Origin of the sequence: Bradyrhizobium sp. HKCCYLRH2060 (assembly GCF_051168135.1) — a bacterium.
GTDB lineage: Bacteria > Pseudomonadota > Alphaproteobacteria > Rhizobiales > Xanthobacteraceae > Bradyrhizobium.
The window spans coordinates 16,155-38,789 of record NZ_JBNPUK010000005.1 but is presented as its reverse complement, the minus strand read 5'-3'; the positions used below and the strand labels follow the sequence as shown (position 1 = coordinate 38,789).

18 protein-coding genes are annotated in these 22,635 nt (G+C 67.0%); 9 read left to right on the top strand and 9 right to left on the bottom strand.

Annotation, left to right across the window (positions count from 1 at the left end; translation table 11 throughout):
* Window positions 1-228: 228 nt before the first annotated feature.
* Both ACQR10_RS12755 and ACQR10_RS12750 read right to left on the bottom strand, forming a co-directional pair.
* Window positions 229-1,854: an MFS transporter gene (locus tag ACQR10_RS12755; RefSeq protein ID WP_316217166.1), complete on the bottom strand. Its 1,626-nt coding sequence runs from the start codon at window positions 1,852-1,854 to the stop codon at window positions 229-231.
* A complete protein-coding gene (locus ACQR10_RS12750) occupies window positions 1,841-2,974 on the bottom strand; it encodes an HlyD family secretion protein (RefSeq protein ID WP_315801859.1) in 1,134 nt (377 codons plus the stop codon). Before ACQR10_RS12750 ends, ACQR10_RS12755 begins: the two co-directional genes overlap by 14 nt.
* Window positions 2,975-3,574: 600 nt before the next feature.
* Between ACQR10_RS12750 and galE the strand changes: the two genes are divergently transcribed.
* Complete coding sequence (gene galE, locus ACQR10_RS12745; protein WP_316217164.1) at window positions 3,575-4,570, top strand: UDP-glucose 4-epimerase GalE; 996 nt, start codon at window positions 3,575-3,577, stop codon at window positions 4,568-4,570.
* A gap of 38 nt (window positions 4,571-4,608) precedes the next feature.
* Here the strand turns inward: galE and ACQR10_RS12740 are convergent, their stop codons facing one another.
* The 4 genes from ACQR10_RS12740 to ACQR10_RS12725 all read right to left on the bottom strand — a co-directional run bounded on the left by ACQR10_RS12740 (window position 4,609) and on the right by ACQR10_RS12725 (window position 8,881).
* Complete coding sequence (locus ACQR10_RS12740) at window positions 4,609-4,953, bottom strand: hypothetical protein (RefSeq protein ID WP_315801861.1); 345 nt, start codon at window positions 4,951-4,953, stop codon at window positions 4,609-4,611.
* Window positions 4,954-4,975: 22 nt separating this feature from the next.
* Window positions 4,976-5,995: a tryptophan--tRNA ligase gene (gene trpS, locus ACQR10_RS12735; RefSeq protein WP_316217163.1), complete on the bottom strand. Its 1,020-nt coding sequence runs from the start codon at window positions 5,993-5,995 to the stop codon at window positions 4,976-4,978.
* A gap of 252 nt (window positions 5,996-6,247) precedes the next feature.
* Window positions 6,248-7,882, bottom strand: coding sequence for an ABC transporter substrate-binding protein (locus tag ACQR10_RS12730; protein WP_316217162.1), 1,635 nt, complete (start codon window positions 7,880-7,882; stop codon window positions 6,248-6,250).
* Window positions 7,883-8,263: 381 nt separating this feature from the next.
* Window positions 8,264-8,881, bottom strand: coding sequence for a TetR/AcrR family transcriptional regulator (locus tag ACQR10_RS12725; protein WP_315801864.1), 618 nt, complete (start codon window positions 8,879-8,881; stop codon window positions 8,264-8,266).
* Between the two features lie 103 nt (window positions 8,882-8,984).
* Here ACQR10_RS12725 and ACQR10_RS12720 point away from each other — a divergent pair, with 103 nt between their 5' ends.
* The 4 genes from ACQR10_RS12720 (at window position 8,985) to ACQR10_RS12705 (ending at window position 12,677) form a co-directional block, all read left to right on the top strand.
* Window positions 8,985-9,683: a PspA/IM30 family protein gene (locus ACQR10_RS12720; RefSeq protein WP_316217161.1), complete on the top strand. Its 699-nt coding sequence runs from the start codon at window positions 8,985-8,987 to the stop codon at window positions 9,681-9,683.
* Window positions 9,684-9,739: 56 nt separating this feature from the next.
* Window positions 9,740-10,015 carry a YiaA/YiaB family inner membrane protein gene (locus tag ACQR10_RS12715; protein ID WP_315716622.1) on the top strand — a complete coding sequence of 92 codons (276 nt, stop codon included), beginning with the start codon at window positions 9,740-9,742 and terminating at the stop codon, window positions 10,013-10,015.
* Between the two features lie 380 nt (window positions 10,016-10,395).
* On the top strand, window positions 10,396-11,400 hold the full coding sequence (locus ACQR10_RS12710; RefSeq protein ID WP_315802164.1) for a hypothetical protein: 1,005 nt from the start codon (window positions 10,396-10,398) through the stop codon (window positions 11,398-11,400).
* Entirely contained in the window at window positions 11,397-12,677 is a 1,281-nt protein-coding gene (locus ACQR10_RS12705; RefSeq protein WP_316217160.1) for a hypothetical protein, read from the top strand. Before ACQR10_RS12710 ends, ACQR10_RS12705 begins: the two co-directional genes overlap by 4 nt.
* Here the strand turns inward: ACQR10_RS12705 and ACQR10_RS12700 are convergent.
* The 3 genes from ACQR10_RS12700 to ACQR10_RS12690 all read right to left on the bottom strand — a co-directional run bounded on the left by ACQR10_RS12700 (window position 12,598) and on the right by ACQR10_RS12690 (window position 15,990).
* Entirely contained in the window at window positions 12,598-14,187 is a 1,590-nt protein-coding gene (locus ACQR10_RS12700; RefSeq protein WP_316217159.1) for a hypothetical protein, read from the bottom strand. The genes ACQR10_RS12705 and ACQR10_RS12700 overlap by 80 nt on opposite strands.
* Before the next feature lie 409 nt (window positions 14,188-14,596).
* Window positions 14,597-15,448 carry an SDR family NAD(P)-dependent oxidoreductase gene (locus ACQR10_RS12695; RefSeq protein ID WP_316217158.1) on the bottom strand — a complete coding sequence of 284 codons (852 nt, stop codon included), beginning with the start codon at window positions 15,446-15,448 and terminating at the stop codon, window positions 14,597-14,599.
* 152 nt (window positions 15,449-15,600) lie between these two features.
* Window positions 15,601-15,990 (bottom strand): winged helix-turn-helix domain-containing protein, encoded by a 390-nt coding sequence (locus ACQR10_RS12690; RefSeq protein ID WP_316179535.1) that lies wholly within the window; start codon window positions 15,988-15,990, stop codon window positions 15,601-15,603.
* 100 nt (window positions 15,991-16,090) lie between these two features.
* Between ACQR10_RS12690 and ACQR10_RS12685 the strand changes: the two genes are divergently transcribed.
* From ACQR10_RS12685 to ACQR10_RS12670, 4 genes are all read left to right on the top strand, one after another.
* A complete protein-coding gene (locus ACQR10_RS12685) occupies window positions 16,091-17,215 on the top strand; it encodes an alkene reductase (RefSeq protein WP_316217157.1) in 1,125 nt (374 codons plus the stop codon).
* 213 nt (window positions 17,216-17,428) lie between these two features.
* Window positions 17,429-19,093, top strand: a complete 1,665-nt coding sequence (locus ACQR10_RS12680) for a thiamine pyrophosphate-binding protein (protein ID WP_316217156.1) — start codon at window positions 17,429-17,431, stop codon at window positions 19,091-19,093.
* An 834-nt stretch (window positions 19,094-19,927) separates the two neighbouring features.
* Complete coding sequence (locus ACQR10_RS12675) at window positions 19,928-21,310, top strand: M20 family metallopeptidase (protein ID WP_316217155.1); 1,383 nt, start codon at window positions 19,928-19,930, stop codon at window positions 21,308-21,310.
* Window positions 21,311-21,677: 367 nt separating this feature from the next.
* The gene (locus ACQR10_RS12670; protein ID WP_316217154.1) at window positions 21,678-22,592 is read left to right on the top strand and encodes an amino acid ABC transporter substrate-binding protein; all 915 of its coding nucleotides are present in this window, start codon (window positions 21,678-21,680) and stop codon (window positions 22,590-22,592) included.
* Window positions 22,593-22,635: the final 43 nt, after the last annotated feature.

Below are 22,635 nucleotides of genomic sequence, written 5' to 3'. Positions count from 1 at the left end.
CGTTAACGTTCGGAACGCGGCTGAAACGAACCGCGTCCGAATCGCTTGCGAATCAGGGTTTGAAATCTGTTCACGGCTAGATGTCGTATCTCTCCGAGATGGCGCGCAACATGCAGCGCCGGCGATCCTGATCGCGCGGCTCGGCTTTCGCGAGAAGGTTAAAGGCGCAGAGGCGCGCCGGCGTCATTGGAGAGAAAGCTACGACCCCGCATGCGGGGGCGGGCCCGCTCACGTCGTCGACGATCCGAACCGTCGCATCCACGCCGCCCTCAGACTGATCGGTGTCGGCGAGAACGGGCCCGGAGGCGCGCGCGTGATCAGGGCGACCAGCAGGAGCGCGGCGATCGCGAGCCAGAAGCACAGCCAGAACGCGTCGAGATAAGCGAGCACGTTGGCCTCGCGCTGGACCTGCGCGGCCAAGGTCCCGACGGCGCGCGCCTTGGCTTGGCCGCCGCCATGCGCGGCGAAATAGCCGGTCAGCCGTTGCAGCGCGCGCGCGACGTCGAGGTCGCCGCTCTGGATGTTGAGGCCGAGATAGGCCGAATGCACCTGCTCGCGCACCCGCAGCCACGTTCCCATCAGGGCGACGCCGATTTCGGCGCCGCCGAGCCGCATCACCTGGATGTAGGCCGCAAAGGAGGTCGCGCGGGCCGGATCGGAATTCGACAGCGCGAGGATGATGATCGACAGCAAGGTCAGGGCCTGTCCGATCGACTGCAGCACGACGATGACGATGAAATCCTCGCGCGCCCAGGCATGGGTGATCTGGGTGCCGAGCAGATTGGCCGCCGCGAAGGCGCTGAGACCGAGCACGACGACGATGCGGGGATCGAGATGGCGAAGCAGCACGATCGACAGCGGCACCAGCACGATCATCGGCAGCGCGCCGTAGAACAACAGCAGCGAGCCGCTCTGCTCCGGCCGCAACTGCGTGATCGTGGCGAGGAAGTTCGGCACCAGCGACGCGTTCGAGAGGCTGGTCAGCGTGTAGAGCAGGATCACGACCAGCGACAGCCCGATGTTGCGCGAGAACAGCACGTTGAAATGCGCCCATGGCTGCGGGGCGAGCGCCTCGTTGACGAGGAACAGGACGAACAGCACAGCGCCGCCTGATAGCAGCGCCATCACCGTGCCCGATTGCAGCCAGTCGAGCCGGTTGCCCTGGTCGAGCCCGGCATAGATCATCGCCACGGCGCTGCCGAGCAGCAGCATCCCGCCCCAGTCGGCGTTCTCGAGCAGCGTGCGGTTGACCGGCTCGGCCGGGGTGCCGAGATAGACCATCAGCGCCATCAGCGGAGCCAGCACGACGCCCTGCCAGTACAGCCACTGCCAGCCGAGATGCTCGACATAGAAGCCGACCAGCGAGGTCGAGGTATCCAGCGCGAAACCGACCCGGATCGCATAGATCGAGATCGCCGGCAGCCACCAGCGGATCGGCAGGTTGCGGAAGATGATCATGAGCGTGGCCGGCACGAAGGTGCCGAGCAGCATGCCGTGCAGGATCGCGAGCGCGATCAAGGTCGGATAGTCGCGCACGAACGGAATGATCAGCGACAGCACCGCGTAGACCAGGCTGGGAATGCCGAGCACACGGCGCAGGCCGAACACGGTCGCGAGCCACGCCACCGCCGGCGCGATCAAGATCTGCGAGCCGATCGCGGCGGTCGACAGCCATGCGCCCTCGTCGAAGCCGAGCGAGAACGCGCCGCGCAGATCGGGCAAGCCGACCGAGGTCAGCCGGCTGTCGAAATTCGCAAGGAACGAGCCGAGCAGCACCGCCCCGACGGCAAACAGCGGATGCGCCGCCTGGCCGCCGCGCGACAGCGGTCCGCGATCGGTCTCACTTGGTGCCATCGGCCTGGCCGGCGGTGCGGATGTGGGTCTCGACCGACATGCCCGGCAGCAGCCGCGCGAGCAGCGGCTGGTCGCCGTCGAGGGCGATGCGGACCGGAATGCGCTGCACGACCTTGGTGAAGTTGCCGGTGGCATTGTCGGGCGGCAGCAGCGCGAATTGCGAGCCGGAGGCCGGCGCGATCCGCTCGACGCGGCCATGCAGCCTTTGGCCCGGGAACGAGTCCACGGTGACCTCGACCGGCTGGCCGGGCGCGACATGGGTGAGCTGCGTTTCCTTGTAGTTGGCGATGACGAAAACATGCGGCAGCGGCACCACCGCGATCAGGCTGCTGCCGATGTTGACGTAGTCGCCGACCTGCACCTGGCGCTGTCCGACGACGCCGTCGAATGGCGCAGTGATCCTGGTGTAGCCGAGCTTGAGCCGCGCCGCGGCGAGCGCGGCCTTGGCGCCGGCGAGATCGGCGCCGCGCTGCTTCTTGGTGCCGGTGAGCACCTCCAACTGGTGGCGCTGGGCGGCGATCACCGCGCGGCTCGCGCGCACGTCCGCCTGTGCCTTGGCATAGGCGGCCGTTGCCTGTTCCAGCCGCTGCTTGGTCCCTGCCTCGCTCTGCGACAGCGACTGCTGGCGCTCTTCCTCCTGCCTGGCCTGCACCTCGGCCGCGCCGGCCGAGACCTGCTGCGCTTCGGCCTGGGCGATGGTCGCGTATTGCAGCTCGACCTGGTTGCTGAGGTTGTCGAGCGCCGCCTGCGCCGCTTCGACATTGGCCTCGGCCTGCGACACCTGTGCCTCGTAGTCGGCCGGATCGATCTGGACCAGCAGGTCGCCGGCCTTGACCTGCTGGAAATCGCTGACCGCAACCTTCGTCACCTCGCCGGCCACGCGGCTCGAGAGCTGCGTCAGGTCGGCGCGCACATAGGCATCGTTGGTCGACTGGGTCGTTGCGTTGCCGGTCCAGGCGTTCCAGCGCGTGGTCGCGAGCGCCACGAAGGCGAGCGCTGCGATCACCGCAAGCAGCGGAATGCCGAGACGCGCCCAGAGCCCGGGCGCCGCGGCGGAGGAGGGGGGCGGCGTCGATGCAGCGCGCGCCGCCGCGTCGACGTTACCAGGTGTTTCACTCAAGGGAGCCTCCTGCATCGGCCGACGCTGATCAGTCCGACGACTCGTACCCCATTCTGCGCCGCGTGCCACCTGGACTCTGGGTTGTGAGCCATGCGCCGCGGGGCATGGACATCTGCGCGCCGAACGGAACCGGCAGGCGATCGGACCGTGATGAACCAGCTAACAGGCCAGCAGGTTGAGCACAGGCACAGCCTGCGATCGCCGCGCCGGGATAGCGCCAACGACATCGGCGCTGCACTCGCTGCCGCGACCAGCCCGCGCATGATGTCCCAGAATGCGACGTCGCGCGCGCTCACGTTAACGTTCAGAACGCGACTTGAACGAACCGCGTCCGAATCAGCGGCGCAGCCGGGTACGAGGTCTGTTCACGGCTAGATGTCGTGCTGCCATCGCGTGACATCAGCTATTCGGCATCACCTGACCGCCACCGGACGACCGGCCGGGGTGCAAGACCGTTAAGAGCGCGCAGAGCGGCGTGCCGCCAAGCGGTTGTCGGTGACGCCGGCCGGCGCGCTGCCCGGTTGCAGCGGTCGCCGCGCTGGGTCACATTTCGCATCCGCGACTGGGTCCAGCCGTTCGCTGATCAGAAGGCCTTCATGCATGGGTCACAATGGAGCGATCCTGGTTGCCGGAGGCGCCGGCTACATCGGGGCTCATTGCTGCAAGGCCGTTGCCGGGGCCGGCTACGTGCCGATCTGCTACGACAATCTGTCCACCGGCCATCGCCGCTTCGTGCGGTGGGGACCGCTGGTGGTCGGCGACATCGCCGACAGCGCCAGAGTGGCTGACACCATCCGCGCCCACGGGGTCGGCGCGGTCATGCACCTGGCCGGGCCGAGCACGATCGGCGAATCCGTCACCGATCCGGAGGCATACTATCTCAACAACGTCGCCGGCAGCCTGCGCCTGCTGCAGGGCATGCGCGAGGCCGGCTGCGCGCGGCTGGTGTTCTCCTCGACCGGCGCGGTCTATGGCGACGCCGGGCGGGATCCGATTCCCGAGAGCGCCGCGGGATCGGCCCTGAATCCCTACGGCCGCTCGAAATACATGATCGAGCAGATCCTGGCGGACTATCAGGCGGCCTACGGCCTGTCGGCCATCGTGCTGCGCTACTTCAACGCCGGCGGCGCCGACGCGTCAGGCCTGATCGGTGAGCTGCGCGATCCCGAGACGCACCTGATCCCGCGGGCGCTGATGGCGATCCTCGGCCATGTGCCGGACTTCGCGATCTTCGGCACCGACTATGACACACCCGACGGGACCGCCGTGCGCGACTATGTTCACGTCGATGATCTCACGGCAGCCCACATCGCGGCGATGGAGCGTCTGCTGCAGAACGGTTCGGGTGGCACCTACAATCTCGGCACCGGCCGCGGCCATTCGGTGCGCGAGATCGTCGATGCAATCGGCAGGGAGACCGGCGAGCGGATCCCGCTGGTGGTGCGCGCGCGCCGCGCCGGCGATCCACCGGTCCTGGTCGCCGATCCCCGCCTTGCCAGGCAGGAGCTCGGCTTCGCGGCGCATCGGTCCGATCTCGGCACGATCATCCGCTCGGCCTGGAGCTGGCACCAGACCGCGCACCCCAGGATCGCATGAGGCCGATGCCGCGTGTCGGGAGCTTGTCGGGGAAGTTGTTACGCCGCGGCCGGCGGCGTGTGCGCGAATTCGTCCACGAAGCTCATCTCCGCGCGCTCGTCGTCGACCGACCAGCAGCCGATCTCGGAAGCGCCCCGGAAGAAGTGGACGCTGTGGACCGGTGAGCGGAAATCGTCGCCGCGAATGATCTGGAGCAGCGTCTGCGCCACGCGGCGGTGATCGCCGGGGAGCCTGAGGTCGAAGAATGCGTCGCCATAGCCCGGCAGGATGGTGCCGGCCGAATCGCGAACTTCCATGCGCAACTGAGCCATGCTCGCATTCAACGACAGCAACGGTTTCCGCCCGGTAAATGCCGCCGCGCTTTGGTCTCGATCCGGCGGCACATGCGGCCTCATCATTCGAGAGCTATTGCAGCGTGAACAGACCGAGCGCGTCGCGGACATCGCGCAAGGTCGCAGTAGTGAGGGTGCGCGCGAGTTCGGTGCCGCGCCTGACGATGTCGAGAACATGGCTGGGATCGCGCGCCAACGCCGCCCGCCGGTCGCGGATGGGCGCGACCACGGCCTGCAGCACGTCATCGAGTCGCCGCTTCACGATGCTGTCGCCGAGGCCGCCGCGGACATAACGCGCCTTGAGGTCCGCAACAGCCGCAGGATCGTCGTCGAACGCGTCGAGATAGGTGAAGACGACATTGCCCTCGACGCGGCCGGGATCCGCGGCCCTGATGTGGCCGGGATCGGTGAACATGCGGCGGACGGCATCGCGGATCTCGTCCGCCGTGGCGGAGAGCGGAATCGTGTTGCCCTGTGATTTGCTCATCTTGGCCTTGCCGTCCACGCCGGGCAGGCGCCCGACGCTCGGGATCAGCGCGCGTGCCTCGGGCAGCACCTCGCTGCCCGCCTGGCGGTTGATGCGGCGGACGATCTCGTTGGTCTGCTCGATCAGCGGCGCCTGGTCGTCTCCGACCGGCACGATGGTCGCCTTGAAGGCGGTGATGTCGGCCGCCTGCGCGACGGGATAGCAAAGGAAGCCGGCCGGAATATCGCGGCCGAAGCCGCGCGCCTGGATCTCGTCCTTGATGGTCGGGTTGCGCTCGAGCCGCGCTACCGTGACGAAGTTCATGTAGAGCAGCGTGAGATCAGCCAGCGCCGGCAAATGCGATTGCAGGCAGATGGTCGTCATCTCCGGATCGATGCCGACGGCGAGATAGTCGGTCGCGATCTCCAGGACGTTCCGGCTTACCCTGGCCGGATCATGGGCGTGGTCCGTGAGCGCCTGGGCATCGGCCAGCAGCAGGAATTGCCGATGCGTGGATTGCAGCGCGACGCGGTTCCGCAGCGAGCCGACATAGTGGCCGAGGTGCAGGGGGCCGGTGGTTCTGTCGCCGGTCAGGATGACGGGACGGTCTGGCACTGAGGGACGCATTGTGGTTCTCCAGGAGTGAGAACCGCCGCTCGATCGAGCTCTTCGATGCTGTTGATGACAAGAACCGCGTCGCAGGCCGATGAACGGCGGCAACGGGCGATGAAAGACGAGGCCGTGCCGCTCCTAGATGGAGCGCCACCACATGTTCGCGCGCAGGGTCTCGGTCTTGATCATCGGACCGATATGGCCGAAATCGCGGATCGACGCAACCCGCTGACATGCGCCGAGTGCGGCGCGATCCGTCCATTCCGTCTATTCGAGATCGATCGCATGATACTGGCCGGTCTTGTCGAGCTGCGTGCCCCAGACCTTGTGCAGCGCCTGGTGGTCGGAGGGGCCGAAGCTCACCTTCGATCCAACGCCGAGCTCGTAGTTCTGCATCGATTCGAGGACGTCGACCAGCGACTCGGTGTCGACGGCGGGACCAGCGCGCCGCAGCCCTTCGATCAGGACGTTGGCGGTGAGATAGGCTTCCAGGGACGAGTAGTCCGCCGGCTCGCCGGGGAAATATTTGGCGAGCGCCTTCTTGTAGTTCAGGGTGACGGAGGCGTAGCCGTCGACGGCCGGCGTGACCTGGGTGCAGATGACGCCGTCGGCATAGCGCGGGCCGAGCACCATCAGCTCGCTGGCGAGGCCGGTGCTGCCGACGCCCGAGATCGTCGCGTAGGTCATGTCCGGATAGAGGTCGCGGGTCTTCTCGATGAACTTGGCCGCGGCGCGGAAGGTGGCGACCAGCACGACGGCCTTGATCGCATGCTTCTGCCGGCGGAGTTGCGCGATGGCCTCGTCGACATTGACGGTGTTGCGGCTGTAGCTCATGCGGAAGGCGTCGCCCGCGCCGCCGCGCAGCGCGTGCATCGCCTTGCTGACGCCCTCCCACCCCGCGTCGCCATAGGCGTCCTGCTGGGTGAGCACTCCGATCTCCTGCGGTCGCAGCTTGCGGCTCTTGACGAGATAGTTCACCAGCGCATGGGCTTCCTCGGCGTAGCCGGCGCGGTAGTTGAAGACGTAGCGGTCCGGCGGGTCGCGGCGGAGCGAAGGAGCCCCGGTGAAGGCGCCGAAATACAGCGCATGGTGCTCGAGCGCGTAGGGCACCGAGATCAGGGCCGTCGGGCTGCCGTAGTTCTCGACGAAGCCGAACACCTTGTGCTGCTCGTAGAGCTCCTTCATCGCGTTCAGCGTCCGCGTCGGCTCATAGGCATCATCGGCCGTGTAGAGCTTGAGCTGCCGGCCATGCACGCCGCCTTCCTCGTTGGCCTGCGCGAAGGCGAGGTCGATGCCGAGCTTGAGCTGATGGCCCATCTCCCGGGCCGGACCCGAGAACGGCGCCGCCATTCCGAAGCTGATTTCGGTGTCGGTCACGCCCTGGACCGGGGGGCGCGCGCTGGTCGGCGGCGCCGCCGCGGCATTGGCCATCCGCGTGTCGAACTTCGGCGCGCGGTCCTCCTCCCTGAGCGGCATGCTCTGGTCTGGCGTGACCACGGGGAGGGCGCTCGCGAACGCTCCGGTCGGGAAAGCATCCTGGACCGGCGCGACTGTCTGCGCGGCGCGGACCGGCGGCGGGGCGACTGTTGCCGGCGTCGTCACCTCCGCACTGCCGTTGGCGGAGAGCGCAGCGGTCCACCGCGTCGGAAGCCGCATCGCGGCAAAGCCGGCCACGCCAGCGGCGACAGCCACGAGCCCCAGCACGCTCAGCACGCCGAGCAACCGCCGCTCCCGTGGCGGCGGAGGAACCTCCTGCACGCCGTAGCGCGACGCGAATTCAGCGGGCGTGGGCCGGTCGTGCTCGTCGCGCCACGATTGTTCATACATCGGACGCCGGCCGTCGTCGTAGCCGGACGGGAATGGCGGATCGCGGTCGTCATTGGGCGCACGCAAATGTCTCACGATTTCCCCCTTGGCTCGCGCGTCATGGACTCGTTGGAGTTTTCTTCTTGATCGCGCGGCCGTCATACGCTGCAGGTTCTGCCGGCCGGATGAGTGTGGCCATGCGTCGAGATCTGCGCATGTCGCACGACCAGCACTCATCATCGCGTGCTGGTGGCTCGACTGTCCCAGACATGTTGTCTGGAACAAGTCCGAACGTCGACATGATACTGCGAAGCAATGCGGCGGTTGTTTGTTCGCGCCGTCAATTCCGGCTGAACAACGCGAGAGCTGCGCCGGCATGAGGGCAATTAGCTAAGACAACAAGTAGACGTGAAGCAGTCGAGCCTGGTTGTTGGCATCAGGTGCCGACGATGCTGTTCGCCGGCGCCAAGCCTCTCGTCAGTGGCCGGCTTTCTCCTCCGCCACCAGTCCCGTCACCATCGCCTTCACCATGGTCGCGATCTGCGCGCGCAAGGCGGCGAGCGGCACCGCGATCAGCTTCTGCTCGAGCCCGAGCGCGACCATGCCGTGGACGGCCGAGAACAGGCTGCGCGCGGTGACGCTGATGTCGTCGAACGAGCGCTGCGGAAACAACGCCGCCAGCGGCTGGTGGATGTGACGGAACAGGTGCATCTGGTCGGCGATGGCCCAGTCCGGCAGCGGCTTCTCGGGCGCCATGCGATGTTCGAACAGCGCGCGCCAGAGCTCGAGATTGTGGGCGGCGAAGTCGCAATAGGCGATCGCGATGCGCACCAGCGCAGCCTCGGGGCCGGGAGGGCCCGCGCCCTCGGCTGCGGACAGGTTGGCATCGAGCCGCGCCAGGGTGCGTGATCCGACCATCAGCACGAGCTCGTCGACATCGGCGACGAGATTGTAGACCGCGCCATTGGCGACGCCGATCTCCTGGGCGAGATCGCGCGTCTTCAGGCCGGCGAGACCCCGCGTGCGGATCATCCGCTCGGCAGCCTCGATCAGGGCTTCGCGCTGTTTTGCGCGTCTTTCCAGTGTCTTGGACATTGTCGACCAAAATATTGAGCGCCGCTCAAAATAATCCTTGAGCGCCGCTCATGATTGCGCTAGAAGAAATCCTATGAGCGATGCTCATAACAGGGAGTTCACAATGTTCAAGACCGTTCTGACGCTGTTTCGGGGCACCGTGGCCGTCGCGGAGGAGGAGCTGCAGGACCGTACCGCGCTGGTGATCCTGGATCAGCAGCTGCGTGACGCCGCCGCCGCTGTCGAACGCAGCAAGCGCGCGCTGGCGCTGGCCATCGCGCAGGACCAGCAGGAGGGCAAGCGGCTCGAGGCGACCTTGGCGCGGATCACCGATCTCGAGGTGCGCGCCACCGCAGCCCTCGACGGCGGCCGCGAGGATCTGGCCCGCGAGGCGGCGCACGCGATCGCCGGCCTCGAGGCCGAGCGTGACGCGGCGCGGACGGCGCGGGCGCTGTTCGCGACCGAGATCACCAGGCTGAAGAAGCATGTCGTCAACGCCGAGGCGCGCATTGCCGAGCTCGATCGCGGCCGGCGGATCGCGCGCGCCTCCGAGGCCGTGCGCAATCTGCGCCGCGGCGGCATCGAGGCGGCGCGTCCTTACGAGTGCACGCTGCCCGAGGCCGAGGCGACGCTGAAACGGCTGCGCGAGCGGCAGATCGAGGCGCAAGCCGCGGACGAGGCGCTCATGGAGCTCGATGCCGCGACGGGGCCGATCACCACGGCCGAGAAGCTTGCCGAGCAGGGCTTTGGCCCGCGCATCAAGACCACTGCCGACGACGTGCTGGCGCGGCTGAAGGCCGGCCGCACCGCCCCGGCCAACTGAATTTCGTCACCCCCGATCGAACGCATCAACAACCACTGCCATCATAGGAGCCGACCATGAACCAGAACACCCAGCCGCACAGCAGCGCCTTCATCACCTTCTCCTACGCCTCCTTCGCCGCGTCCGCCTTCCTCGTCGCGCTCGGCGTGTTCTTCATGCCGATCGATCTCTGGATGAAGGGCTATCTGACGATGGGCATCGTCATGCTGGTGCAGACCTGCGTCACCCTGACCAAGACCCTGCGCGACCGCCACGAGAGCGGCAAGCTCGTCAACCGCATCGAGGACGCCCGCGCCGAGCGCCTGCTGATGGAGGTGTCGAAGGCGGCGTAAGCCGGCAGTCGCAGCCCCCTTGCTTCCTCGGTCTATGGCATCGATCGTATCGGACGAGATGCATGCGACGCAGAAGCGTTCAATTGGTTACTCCGTCATGCCCGGGCTTGTCCCGGGCATCCACGTTTTTCCGAGGGCGCCGCACGGCGTGGATGGCCGGGACAAGCCCGGCCATGACGGCGGGGAGGCAGGACGTTCATGGAACAAGGCAGGGATGGAGCGGCCCAAGCATGACTGCCATTCAGACTGCGTTTACCTTTGCCGCCGCTCCGCCTCTCATCATGATCGTGCATTAACGGCGTCAGGTTAGGTCAGTCGGATCTGGCCATGATGCTAGGATGCCGGTGACGGCAGGCATGGTCTGGCGGGTGGGTCTACAAGTGAACATCGTCGCAGCAGTGGGGCGTATCCGACGCGGCATCAGCTTCTGGCTGACCGCGCTCGGCCAGGAGGCGATGGACCTGTCGCTCCGAACCCACGCGGAGTTGCGCACGCGCATCGTCGAGAGCCCGGGGACGACCTTGGATGATGCGGCGCTGGCGGCGCTCGTAGCCGATCTCCGCACCATCGCCGGCAAGACGCTGCCGGCCGGCGAGCTCACCTATGGCATTTTTTCAGGCCAGCGCGAGCCGCTCGCGCGCGCCATCATCACCGTGGTGTCGGAGGAGGCGGGCGGCCGGCCGATCGCGTTCAACGCGCTCGCGGTGATGCAGGTCGAGCGCGACGGCGACGCCCAGCAGGTGCTGCATCTCGGACTGGTGATGGTCGACCCGGACGCGCGCGGCAAAGGCCTTTCCGGCGTGCTCTACGGCCTCACCACGCTGCTGCTGTTCATCCGTGACGGCCTGCGGCCGAAATGGATCTCCAACGTTACGCAGGTGCCGGCGGTGGCCGGCATGGTCTGCGAGACCTTCTCCGACGTCTATCCGTCGCCGCTGCCGCAGGCCCGGCCGAGCTTTGCGCATCTTCAGCTCGCGCGCGGCATCATGCGGGCGCATCGGGCGGTTTTCGGCGTCGGCGACGAGGCCGGGTTCGACGAACAGCGCTTCGTCATCACCGACGCCTATACCGGCGGCTCCGACGCGCTCAAGAAGACGTATGACGACGCGCCCAAGCATCGCGACCCCGTCTACAACGGCTTCTGTGCGCGCGAGCTGGACTACGCGAGGGGCGACGATCTGCTGCAGCTCGGCCGGATCGATCTCGCCGCCGCCCGGCGCTATCTGCTGCGCGAGATCCCCTCGGACTCGCTGCCGGCGCTGCTGGCGACCTCGGCCGTGCTGGCGCTGCAGCGGATGATCCTGCCGCTGGTGCACTGGCTCGACGATACCAGGACGTTCGGCACCTTGCGTCCGCGCCGGCCGACCGGCGAGCCCACGCCATGACGGCCGGCATCGTTGCCGACTCCATCGTCAACCTCTGCGGCGCGATCGGCCTCGCGGTGGCCGCCGCCATGCTGCACCGGCGCGATCCCCGGGGACCGCTGACGGCGCGGCTCGTCGTTCTGCTCGGGACGGTCGCCTCGCTGTTCCTGCTGCGCGGCATCGCCTGGTGGATGGACAATGCTTTTCTCGACCGCCTCTCGCTGATTCCGGCGGCGCTGATCCCGCTCGGCGCGCTGGTGGTGACGGAGGGCCTGCTGCGCCGGCACGTGCATCGCATGCTCAAGGCAATTGCCCTTGCCGGCGGCGCGGCTCTCGCGATCGCCGGCGCGCTCGGTCCGGTCGCGTTCGAAAGCCACCACACAATCGTGCTGTCAGCCTTTCAGCTCGCAGGCTTTGCGACCTGCGCCTGGCTGCTGCTTCGCCGCGACCGCGCGAGCCTGCTGGCGTGGGAGAACCGCGCCATCGATCGCGTCGCCTTCGGCGCCATCATGGTCATCCCCTTCATCATCACAGATTTTCGCGTGCTGGCGCCGGGCATGCCGGTGCGGCTCGGCGCATTGGGCGCGCTGCTGGCGGTGACCGCGATCCTGATCGCCGGCGCCAGCGCGGAGACGCAGCGCCAAAGCGGGCTGCTGACAGTGTTGCGGATCCTCGGCGCCGCCTTGCTCGGCGCTGCCGCGGCCGCGCTCTCACCGGAGGTCGACGCGGCGCAACTGATGCGTTTCTGCGCGGTCGCCGTGGCCGGCGTGCTCACGATCGGACTGATCGGGGACGCCTTGCGCGCGGTGCTGCAAGCCCGCGAGCCGGGCGTGCTCGACTCGATCGGGGCGTCGAATGCGGCGACACGCGACGCTCTGATCGCCGAGCTCACGCGCCAGCCGGTCTTCGAGAGCGCACGCCGTTGCCGCGAGGATGAGCTGATTGCCTATGATCCGCCGCTGCTGCGCGACTTTCTCGCGTCGAGCCGGGTGCTGCGCCGGGCCGATGCGCCGTGGCGGCGGGCGGTCGCCGATCCGGCCGTCGAGCGCATGGTGGCGCTGATGGATGCGCGGCATGCGACGCATGTGATCGTGCTGTCGCACCAGCCAGTCGATCTCATCGTGCTCGCGGTCTCCGTGATCTCGGCCGATCCGGCCACGGAAACCGCGCTCGCGCTGGTCAGGCGCCTGCTGGTGCAGGCGCCTGATCCTCAGGACGTCACGCCCACATGTGATGGTGGGCATGCTGATGCTGTGACATGTCCATCATCGGCCCTTCCATCATCGGACCGTCCATGACGAGGGTCGCCGGAGCGGCGCTGGCGGCGGGCGCCGCGCTCGCCAGCATGATCACGTTCGAGGCGGGCGCCGCCGTGATGGCCGCCAGGACGGCGGCGGCGTCGGCACTGTTGCCGCCGCCGGTGGTCGCCAGCACCTGGCCGATCGTGGTGCCGTCGACATTGTAGGCGCCGCCATTGACCGGGATGTTGTTGCCGCCGACATCGGCTGCGTTCTGGTGCATCTGGTCGGCGGCCGCGGCGACCAGCGCCTTGTTGCCGGCCTGAAAGCCTTCGAGAATCTTGGCGATCTCGGCGCCGAGCGTGCTCTGGTCGCCGAGCAGCTCGTTGTCGAAGCGGGCCTGGAAGATGCCGCCCTGCGCCGCGTCGAAATCGGTGACGTCCTTCTTGAACGTCATCAGGTCGGCGGTGACCTTCGCCATCGCGGCGGCGTCGCCGGCATTGACCGCGGCGATGGCGGCTTTGCCGAGCGCGTTCGACTGGGCGATGAACATGGCCCAGAAATCGGTCTGCGCCTGGTTGTCCTGATAGGCCGGCGTCGGATTGAGGAAGTCGCCGAATCCGGTCCAGCCGTTGAGGCCGTTCTGCTGCGCCATGTTGGCGAGATTGGTGTCGCCGGCGACGATGTCGATGATGTCGAGGAAGTCGTCGTTGAGCGCGCGGCCGATGTCGACATTGCCGGCCGCGCCGTTGATGTGGGTGTTGACGAGCGCGAGCTGGTCGATGATGGCGAGCGCGTGCACGCCGGTCAGGCCGCCGAACTGCAGCGGGTTGGCGGCGACCAGCGCATTGAGGCCGGCGATCAGCGCGTCGACATCGTCCTGGATGATGTCGACATTGCTGTCGTTGACGCCGCCGATCAGCCGGTTGGCGGCGTCGTTGAAGATCAGGCCGAGCTCGGCCAGCGTGCCCTTGGCGGCGGTTGCGGCCGTCACGCCCTCGGGCAGCAGCGCCGGCGCCTGCAGGAAGCCGGTGACGCCATCGGCGTTGGTGGCCTTGCCGGCGAGGTTCGGATCGTTGTTGACGACGTTGAGGATGTCGAGATGCGCGTTGCGCAGCGCGGTCTCCGCGGCCGCGATGCTGCCGAACGCGCCGCCGCCGGTCACCGACGCCATCGCGGCATCCTGCGCCACCGTGATGTCGGCGAGGATCTTGTTGACGTTGGTCAGCGTCTGCCCGGTGAACTGGTTGGCGGCAACCATCGCCTTCAGGCCATCCTGAATCACGGTGAGATCGCCGGTGTAGTTGTAGACGCTGCCAAGCCCCTGGCCGCCTTCGTCGACCACGTTCCGCCACAGCCCGCCTTCCAGAAAGCGCGTCGCGTCGTTGAACACCACGCCGAGGTCGGCAAAGCCGAGCGCGGGCGTCGGTGGCGTGGGTGTGGGAGGTGTCGGCGTGGGCGGCATCGGCGCAGGCGCCGGCTGGCAGTGATGATTGTGATGATGATGGTGGTGGTTGTGATGATGGTGATCGTGGTGACTGTCGTGATGGTGACGATGATGGTGCGACATGTCCGACGTACTCCCCAAGGCTGCGCACCACTGCGGATGAGCCGAGGCACGGGGCGCGGCTGACGCGGGTGCGGATGATGCGGGCTATCTGCTGCCCGCTTCGTGGCTGCTTCGCGCAAGGAATGGGGAATGCGTCTGCGTCAGATTGTCGTGCGGCATACGGGGGGCGCTGCCGCACAGCTGCGACATCTCACCGCTTGACGGGTGAGGGGCCGCTTCAAGAGCACGCGACCCGCGGCGATGTCGCGCCACGGCAAATCAGTGAGTTGCAAGAGCGCTCGACCGTCGCGATTCGGTCGATGCTGGACGTTCCGAATGCACGCGGAGCGCCTTGCGACGATCCGACGCGTCCGGCGAAATGATGCTGAGATCCGGAGCAACGACGGGCCGCCGCTCCGATGTGGCCGGATCATGGCGATTTCTTTGCGAAGGCCGCGAATGCGTCGGCGTAGTCGGCATGCCAGCGCGACAGCGGCGGCCGGTTCTCGACGATGTCGCCCGCGGCCCACAGGATGCGCCGCTCGTCCAGCGCGCGCGGCACGTCGTTGTCAGGGCACAGCACGTAGAAGTCGCCGGCCGCGACGCGCTCCAGCATGAAGTCGACCGTCTGCTCCGGCGTCCATGCTGCGGCCGGCTTCTCGACGCGGCCATTGGCGGTCAGCGGCGTGAACACGAAGCCCGGAATGAACAGATGCGCTGTCACCTGGCAGCCGGGCGTGTTGCGCAGCTCATGCTGCAGCGCCTCGGTGAACGCCTTCACGCCGGCCTTGGAAACGTTGTAGGCGGGATCGCCAGGCGGCGTGGTGATGCCCTGCTTGGAGCCGGTGTTGATGATCAGCGCCGCCCGGCCTTGTGCGATCATGCCGGGGGCGAACACCTGCGCGCCATGGATGATGCCCCACAGGTTGACGCCGAGGATGCGCTGCCAATTGTCGTCGGCAAGCATCTTGCTGCCCGGCTGGATGCCGGCATTGTTCATCAGCACGTCGATCGCGCCGAACCGCTGCCGCACCGCCGTTTCGAGCGCGACCACGCTGTCCCGGCTGCTCACATCGACCGTGGCGGTCATGACCGCAGCCTCGCCACGCTTGGTCGCAGCCGCGAGCCTGGCGGCGGCGTCGCGCAGCCGGGCCTCGTCGATATCGGCGATGCAGACGTTCATGCCGCGTTCTGCAAAGCGCATGGCGGCGGCGAGCCCGATGCCGGAGGCGCCTCCGGTGATGACGGCGGTGTGGTCGGCGGACAGAGCAGGGTGAGACACGGCAGGTTCTCCGGCATGACGATGAGATGCTGGTGTATGATGTCCTGGCGCGGCTGCAAGATCATCCCGCTGACGGCAAGACGGGTTTTTTGCGGCTACAACGCGAGGCGCATCAGTCCGGTCACAGATGCATCGTGTCGGCTGGAACCGGCTTACGACGCGGTTCTGGCCGCGCGGGCCTTCCGTGGCTTCTCGATGTCGCTGCGCAGCGCGGCGAGATCCTTCTTCACGGCATTGGCCGCGTCGCGCTCGATGCGCCGGTAACGTTCGACCAGCTGCGCGCCGAACGCCGTCAGCGCCGCGCCACCGCCATTGCGGCCGCCGGTCTGCCGCGCGACCGCGGGCTGCCGGCATACCCGGTTGATCTCGTCGACGAGGTCCCAGGCCCGCTTGTAGGACATGTCCATCGCGCGCCCGGCCGCTGAGATCGAGCCGTGCCGCGCGATGTTCTCCAGAAGCGCGATCTTGCCCGGCCCGATCCGGCTGCCGTCATCGAGATCGATGCGCAGGCTGAGCGAGGGCAGGGCGTTCGCTTTCGGCATGGAGGGTCTGCTCATACTGACGTGGGGCGGACATTGCCACCATCATGTTTTGCGAACAAGATGATGCCAATCGACAATCGCAACGACATCTGGGGACGAAATGCTGCCTGCGCTGTTTTCACCGCTCACGATCGGTCCTTATCACCTCAAGCATCGCGTCGTGATGGCGCCGTTGACCCGCATGCGCGCCGCAAAGGAGACGCTCGCGCCGCGGCCGCTCAACGTCGACTATTATGCGCAGCGCGCCACGCCGGGCGGGCTGATCATCGCCGAGGCCTCGCCGGTCGCGCCGACCGGCACCGGTAGCCCGAACGTGCCGGGCATCTATAGCACGGCGCAGATCGCCGGCTGGAGGCAGGTCGTCGACGCCGTGCATGCCAAGGGCGGATTCATCTTCCTGCAGCTCTGGCATGTCGGCCGCGTCTCGCATTCCTCGTTCCAGCCGGGCGGTGCGCTGCCGGTGGCGCCGTCGGCGATCGCGATCGGCGACGATCTCAAGGCGATGACGGCGGACGGCAGGCCGGCGGCCTACGAGACGCCGCGGGCGCTGGAGTCCGACGAGATCCCCGCGCTCGTCGCGGCTTATGGCCAGGCGGCGCGCAACGCGATCGCGGCGGGCTTCGACGGCGTCGAGGTGCATGGTGCGAACGGCTATCTGATCGAGCAGTTCCTGCAGACCCGCAGCAACCAGCGCACCGACCGCTACGGCGGCTCCATCGAAAACCGCTGCCGCTTCCTGCTCGAGGTGACGGAAGCCGTGATCGCCGCTTGCGGCGCCGACAAGGTCGGCGTGCGGCTGTCGCCCTATGGCATCGCCAACGGCTCCGGCGAAGCCGACCCGATGCCGCTCTACACGCATGCGATCGAGGCGCTGAACAGGCTCGGCATCGCCTATCTGCATCTGATCGAGCCGCGCTCCTCCGGCGCCGGCCGCGCCGACGTCAACTGGCAGAACGTGCCGTCGGCCATCGCTCTGTTCCGGCCGGTGTGGAAGGGCGTGCTGATCGGTGCCGGCGGCTTTACCGGCGAGCCGGCGGAGGCGGCGATCAAGGCGGGCCATGCCGACGCCATCGCCTTCGGTCGCTACTTCATCAGCAATCCGGACCTGCCGGCACGCCTGCAGCACGGCTGGCCCTTGACGCCCTATCACCGACCGACCTTCTACGGCGGCGAGGAGAAGGGCTACACGGACTATCCGGTGTATCAGGAGACAGCCGAGGCGTAGCCTCCGCTCTCTCCACGTCATTGCGAGAAGCGAAGCGTATGATGATCGACGCTCTTCGCTCGTCTCTTTCCACATCGTCATGCCCGGGCTTGTCCCGGGCATCCCCGTCCATCCAAGCGTGCCGACCGACGTGGATGGCCGGGACAAGCCCGGCCATGACGTGGTGAGGGCTTGCACCAACAAACAACACCGCGTCGCCGGAGGAACCGCAACATGAAGAACCGCACCACCGGACGTTCGGCCTTCCTCGCGCTGCTCAAGGACGAGGGCATCACGCATCTGTTCGGCAATCCCGGCACCACCGAATTGCCGGTCATGCATGCGCTGAAGGATCATCCCGATCTCACCTACGTCATGGCGATGCAGGAGAGCCTGGTGGTGGCGATCGCCGACGGCTTCAGCCGCGCCTCGGGACGTCTCGTCGCCTGCAACGTCCACGTCGCTCCGGGTCTCGGCAACGCCATGGGCGCGCTCTACAATGCGCAATTCACCGGCACGCCGATGATCCTCACCGCCGGCCAGCAGGAGCAGGGCCACGGCCTGATGGAGCCATTGCTCTACGGTCCGCTGGTGCGGATGGCCGAGCCGCTGGTGAAATGGGCGGTCGAGGTGACGAGGCTGGAGGACCTGCCGCGCATCATCAGGCGCGCCGCCAAGGTCGCGACCACGCCTCCGACGGGCCCCGTCTTCATCTCGCTGCCCGGTGATATCCTCAATGCCGAAGCCGGCATCGAACTCGGCCGGTCGACGCGGGTCGATGCGCGCGTGCGGCCGACCGCGGACGCGTTGCAGGGGCTGGCGCAGCGCATTCTCAAGGCGCAGCGGCCGGTGATCATCGCCGGCGACGAGATCGTCAAGAGCGATGCGCTGCAGGCCGCCGCGGAGTTCGCCAGCGCGATCGGCGCGCCCGTGCATCAGCAGTCCGCGCCCTATGGCGCGCATTTCCTCTCCGAGCATCCCTGCTACATCGGCTCGCTGTCGCGCGCGCAGAAGCAGGTCCGCGATCTCCTGGCGCCGCATGATCTGCTGATCGTGCTCGGCGCCGATCCGTTGCGGATGTCCGTGCACAGCGAGATCGAGCCGCTGCCGGAGGGACTGCCGATCGTGCAGATCGGCTTGGTCGATTGGGAGCTGGGCAAGAACTTCGGCGCCGAGATCGCGCTGAAAGCCGACGTCCGCGAGACGCTCCTGCAGCTCACGCCGCTGCTGCGCGAGGTGGGCGGTTCGTCCCTGCAAGCTACCGCGCAAGCGCGCATCGCGGAGCTGTCGTCGAAGAACTGGAGTGCGCGGCGCCGGACGCTGACCGCTCAGATCGAGACGGCACGCGACAAAACGCCGATCGATCCCGACTATCTCGCGCTGCAGGTGGCCCAGGCCATGCCGGAGCATGGCATCCTGGTCGACGAGGGGCTGACGTCCGCGCGCTACATGACGGCGCTGTGGCCGTACCGCGACCGCTACAACTATCACGGCCTCGCGTCGGGTGGCATCGGCTGGGGCCTGCCGGCCTCGGTCGGCGTCAGCCTCGCCAATCCCGACCGTCCCGTGGTGTGCTACTCCGGCGACGGCAGTGCGATGTATTCGATCCAGGCGCTGTGGACCGCGGCTCACCACAAGCTGCCGCTCTCCGTCGTCATCGTCAACAATGGCGGCTATCGCATCATCAAGCAGCGGCTGCTGTCGTTCCACGGCGACGACAACTATATCGGCATGGACTTTGTCGATCCGCCGGTGGACTTCGCCGGGCTGGCAAGATCGCTGGGCTGCGAGTCACTGCGCGTCGGCGATCCCAGTGAGTTGAAGTCGGTGCTGTCGGGGGCCTTCCGGCGGCCGGGCACGAAGCTGATCGAGGTGATGGTGAGCAATGCGGTGAATTGAACAGCTTGGCCTGATGGTTCGAGACGCGCCGCACCTCATCCGCGGCGACCTGCTCGCTCGGTCATGACCATCCGGGGGAAGCGGCGCTCCTCACCATGAGGGTGGAGATCTCGCCAGCCATGAGGGTTAGGATTTCGCCACAAGCTCGGTCCTCGTCCTGAGGAGCCCGCCGCAGGCGGGCGTCTCGAAGGAGGCGGCGGGCGGAGAAGCCGCGAGAAAATTCTTTACGAATATCCGAAGATGTGCTTTATTCCCGAAATCCCGCCTCACACGGAGGGGCGCATCGCGATCGTCACGACACGCGAGGTGGGATGCGACGGCTGTCGGCATGCCGCAGCGTGGGGAGACCCGCGCCGACGAACGGCAGGTTGCGGACGTGAAGGCGTGTGGTCCTGGCGCCCCGATGCTGGCGCCAAGTCCGCGGGTGATGATCCCGCAGACGACGGTGGCTATCGAGCCGGACACCGGGGAGAGCGCGCTATAAGCGTGAAAACCGTCGCGCGGGGAATGCCGGATGTTCGGCTGAACCTGTGGTGACTGCCGCCTGCTTTTCTTTCTGCAGGCGGGCCATGGGTGAGGCCTTCACCCGGCATTCCCCGCGCCCTCCGTCTCGTGAGGGTGTTCATGCCAATAGCTCGGGTGCTCGACCGCACCGCGAGAACGAGAGCGCGTAAGTCGGGGACGGCGACAATGCTGCCCGACGCGTCAAGTCCCAGGCATGGCAGTTCCATAATCCGAGACGCATGCGCTGACCCATTGAATTCAAACCCAGCCTCTTTCGCTCCGCCCACGATCCCGATATGACGCCGCCTTCGTTGTGACTGGAAAAGCGCCATGACCAGGATTGATGCAATCGCCCGTGCCCGTCAAAGCCTGACGAGCGGTGACTTCCTGGCCGAGCTCGGCCGCCGGGTCGCCTATCGCACCGAGAGCCTCAATCCCGAGCGCAAGGACGACCTCGCGGCGTATCTGGCCAACGAGCTGACGCCGTCCTTTGCCGCGCTCGGCTTTTCCTCCGAGATCGTGCCCTCGCCGAGCGGCAAGTCGCCGTTCCTGATCGCGACCTACCACGAGAGCGACAGCGCCCCGACGATGCTCAGCTATGGCCACGGCGACACCGTCGACGGCATGGCCGGCGAATGGCGCGACGGGCGCGATCCCTGGGCGGTGACGCCGGACGGCAACCGCCTCTACGGCCGCGGCACGGCCGACAACAAGGGCCAGCACAGCATCAACATGGCGGCGCTGCGCGCGGTGCGCGAGGCCCGCGGCGGCAAGCTCGGCTTCAATGCCAAATTCATCATCGAGATGGGCGAGGAGATCGGCTCGCCCGATCTCGCAGAGGTGGCCGACCGGCATCGCGACGCCTTGAAGGCCGACGTCTTCATCGGCTCGGACGGCCCGCGGCTGTCGACCGCGCGCCCCACCATCTTTCTCGGCTGCCGCGGCGGCATCCGGCTGCATCTCGACGTCAACCTGCGCGAGGGCGGCAATCATTCCGGCAATTGGGGCGGCGTGCTTGCCAATCCCGCGACCATTCTCGCCAACGCCATTTCCACGCTGGTCGACGGCCAGGGCCGCATCAAGCTGGAGTCGCTGAAGCCGCCGCGCCTCACCAACGCCATCCGCGCCATCCTCGCCGACGTGAAGGTCGAGCCGACCGCCGACGAGCCGGCGCTGTCCGACAATTGGGGCGAGGATGGGCTGACGCCGGCGGAGCGGCTCTATGCCTGGAATACGCTCGAGGTGCTGGCGATCTCCTCCGGCAATATCGACAAGCCGGCGAATGCGATCCCGGGCCGCGCCCGTGCCGTGCTGCAGCTGCGTTTCGTCGTCGGCACCAAGGTCGACAGCATCGTGGAGGACGTGAAGAACCACCTCGTTGCGCATGGCTTCCCGATGATCGAGGTCAGCATGACGCAGGGCTTCATGGCCTCGCGCGCCGACATCGACAGTCCCTGGATCAAATGGGCCGCGGATTCCATCAAGATGAGCACCGGCAAGGCGCCCGCCGTGCTGCCGAACTTCGGCGGCTCGCTGCCCAATGACGTGTTTGCCGACGTGTTGAAGATGCCGACCATGTGGGTGCCGCATTCCTATCCGGGCTGCTCGCAGCACGCGCCGGATGAGCACATTCTGCTGGATGTCACGGAGGAGGCGCTCGGCCTGATGGCCGGGCTGTTCTGGGATCTTGGCGAATTGCGGAAGCCGCTGTGAACCGAGAAGGAGGCATGAGCACACATCGCCTGGCATCATTGGTGCTCACCTCCCGCCGCCTGAGCCGGAGTGAGGGGCGTGCCGCGTGCGGGAACCGTCCGCCTGCAACTTTCGTCTGGTCGCGGGGCATGCGAGCTGATCGTAGTTTACCATCCCGACGTTCGGCGCTGCCGTTTCAGCCCGAACGTCTTGTCGAAGGGGACGCGGGACAGGCAATTTGTCGCAAGCGTCCGAGAACTTCCCGCCGCGGGGCGGTCTATGGTGCCCGCGCTCGTCCGGCCGGTGATCGTCCGGGGGCGGGGGCCATTTTGAGTTCGCTGTGGTTTATGCAAGCATCCGGCGATCAGCCGGATTGAGGAGATCAGTTATGAAGCAGCTTCGCCTATTCGGTCTTGCCGTCGCCGCCGCGCTCTGCGCCGGCCAGGTGCAGGCCGAGGACCTGACGGGGACCCTGAAGAACATCAAGGAGACCGGTGCGATCACGCTGGGCGTGCGCGACTCCTCGATCCCGTTCTCCTATCTCGACGACAATCAGAAGCCGATCGGCTTTGCCATCGACATCTGCATGGGCATCGTCGATGCCGTGAAGAAGGAGCTCAAGCTCGACAAGCTCGACGTGAAGCTCAATCCGGTGACGTCGTCGACCCGCATCCCGCTGCTCGCCAACGGCACCATCGATCTGGAATGCGGCTCCACCACCAACAATGCCGAGCGCCAGAAGCAGATCTCCTTCACCAACACCCACTTCCTGACGGCGAGCCGCTACGTCTCGAAGAAGTCGAGCAACATCAACAAGATTGATGATCTGAAGGGCAAGACGGTCGTGTCGACTGCCGGCACCACCAACATCAAGCAGCTCACCGAAGCCAATGCCGCACGCAATCTTGGGATCAACATCATCCCGGCCAAGGATCACGCCGAAGCCTTCCTGATGGTCGAGACCGATCGCGCCGTGGCTTTCGTGATGGACGACATCCTGCTGTCGAGCCTCGTCGCTAGCTCCAAGGATCCGGCCGCCTACGTCATCTCCAAGGATGCGTTCTCCAAGCCGGAGCCCTACGGCATCATGCTCCGCAAGGACGATCCGCAGTTCAAGAAGGTCGTCGATGCCGCGACCGCCAAGATCTACACCAGCGGCGAGGGCGCCAAGCTGTATGACAAGTGGTTCATGCAGAAGATCCCGCCGAAGGGCCTGAACCTGAACACCCCGATGTCGGCCGAGCTGAAGGCCGAGTTCGCCAAGCCGTCGGACTCGCCGGATCCGGACTCGTACAAGCCGTAAGCTGGACACAACTCGCGCGGCGAACTCGCTGCGCTCCCCTCCC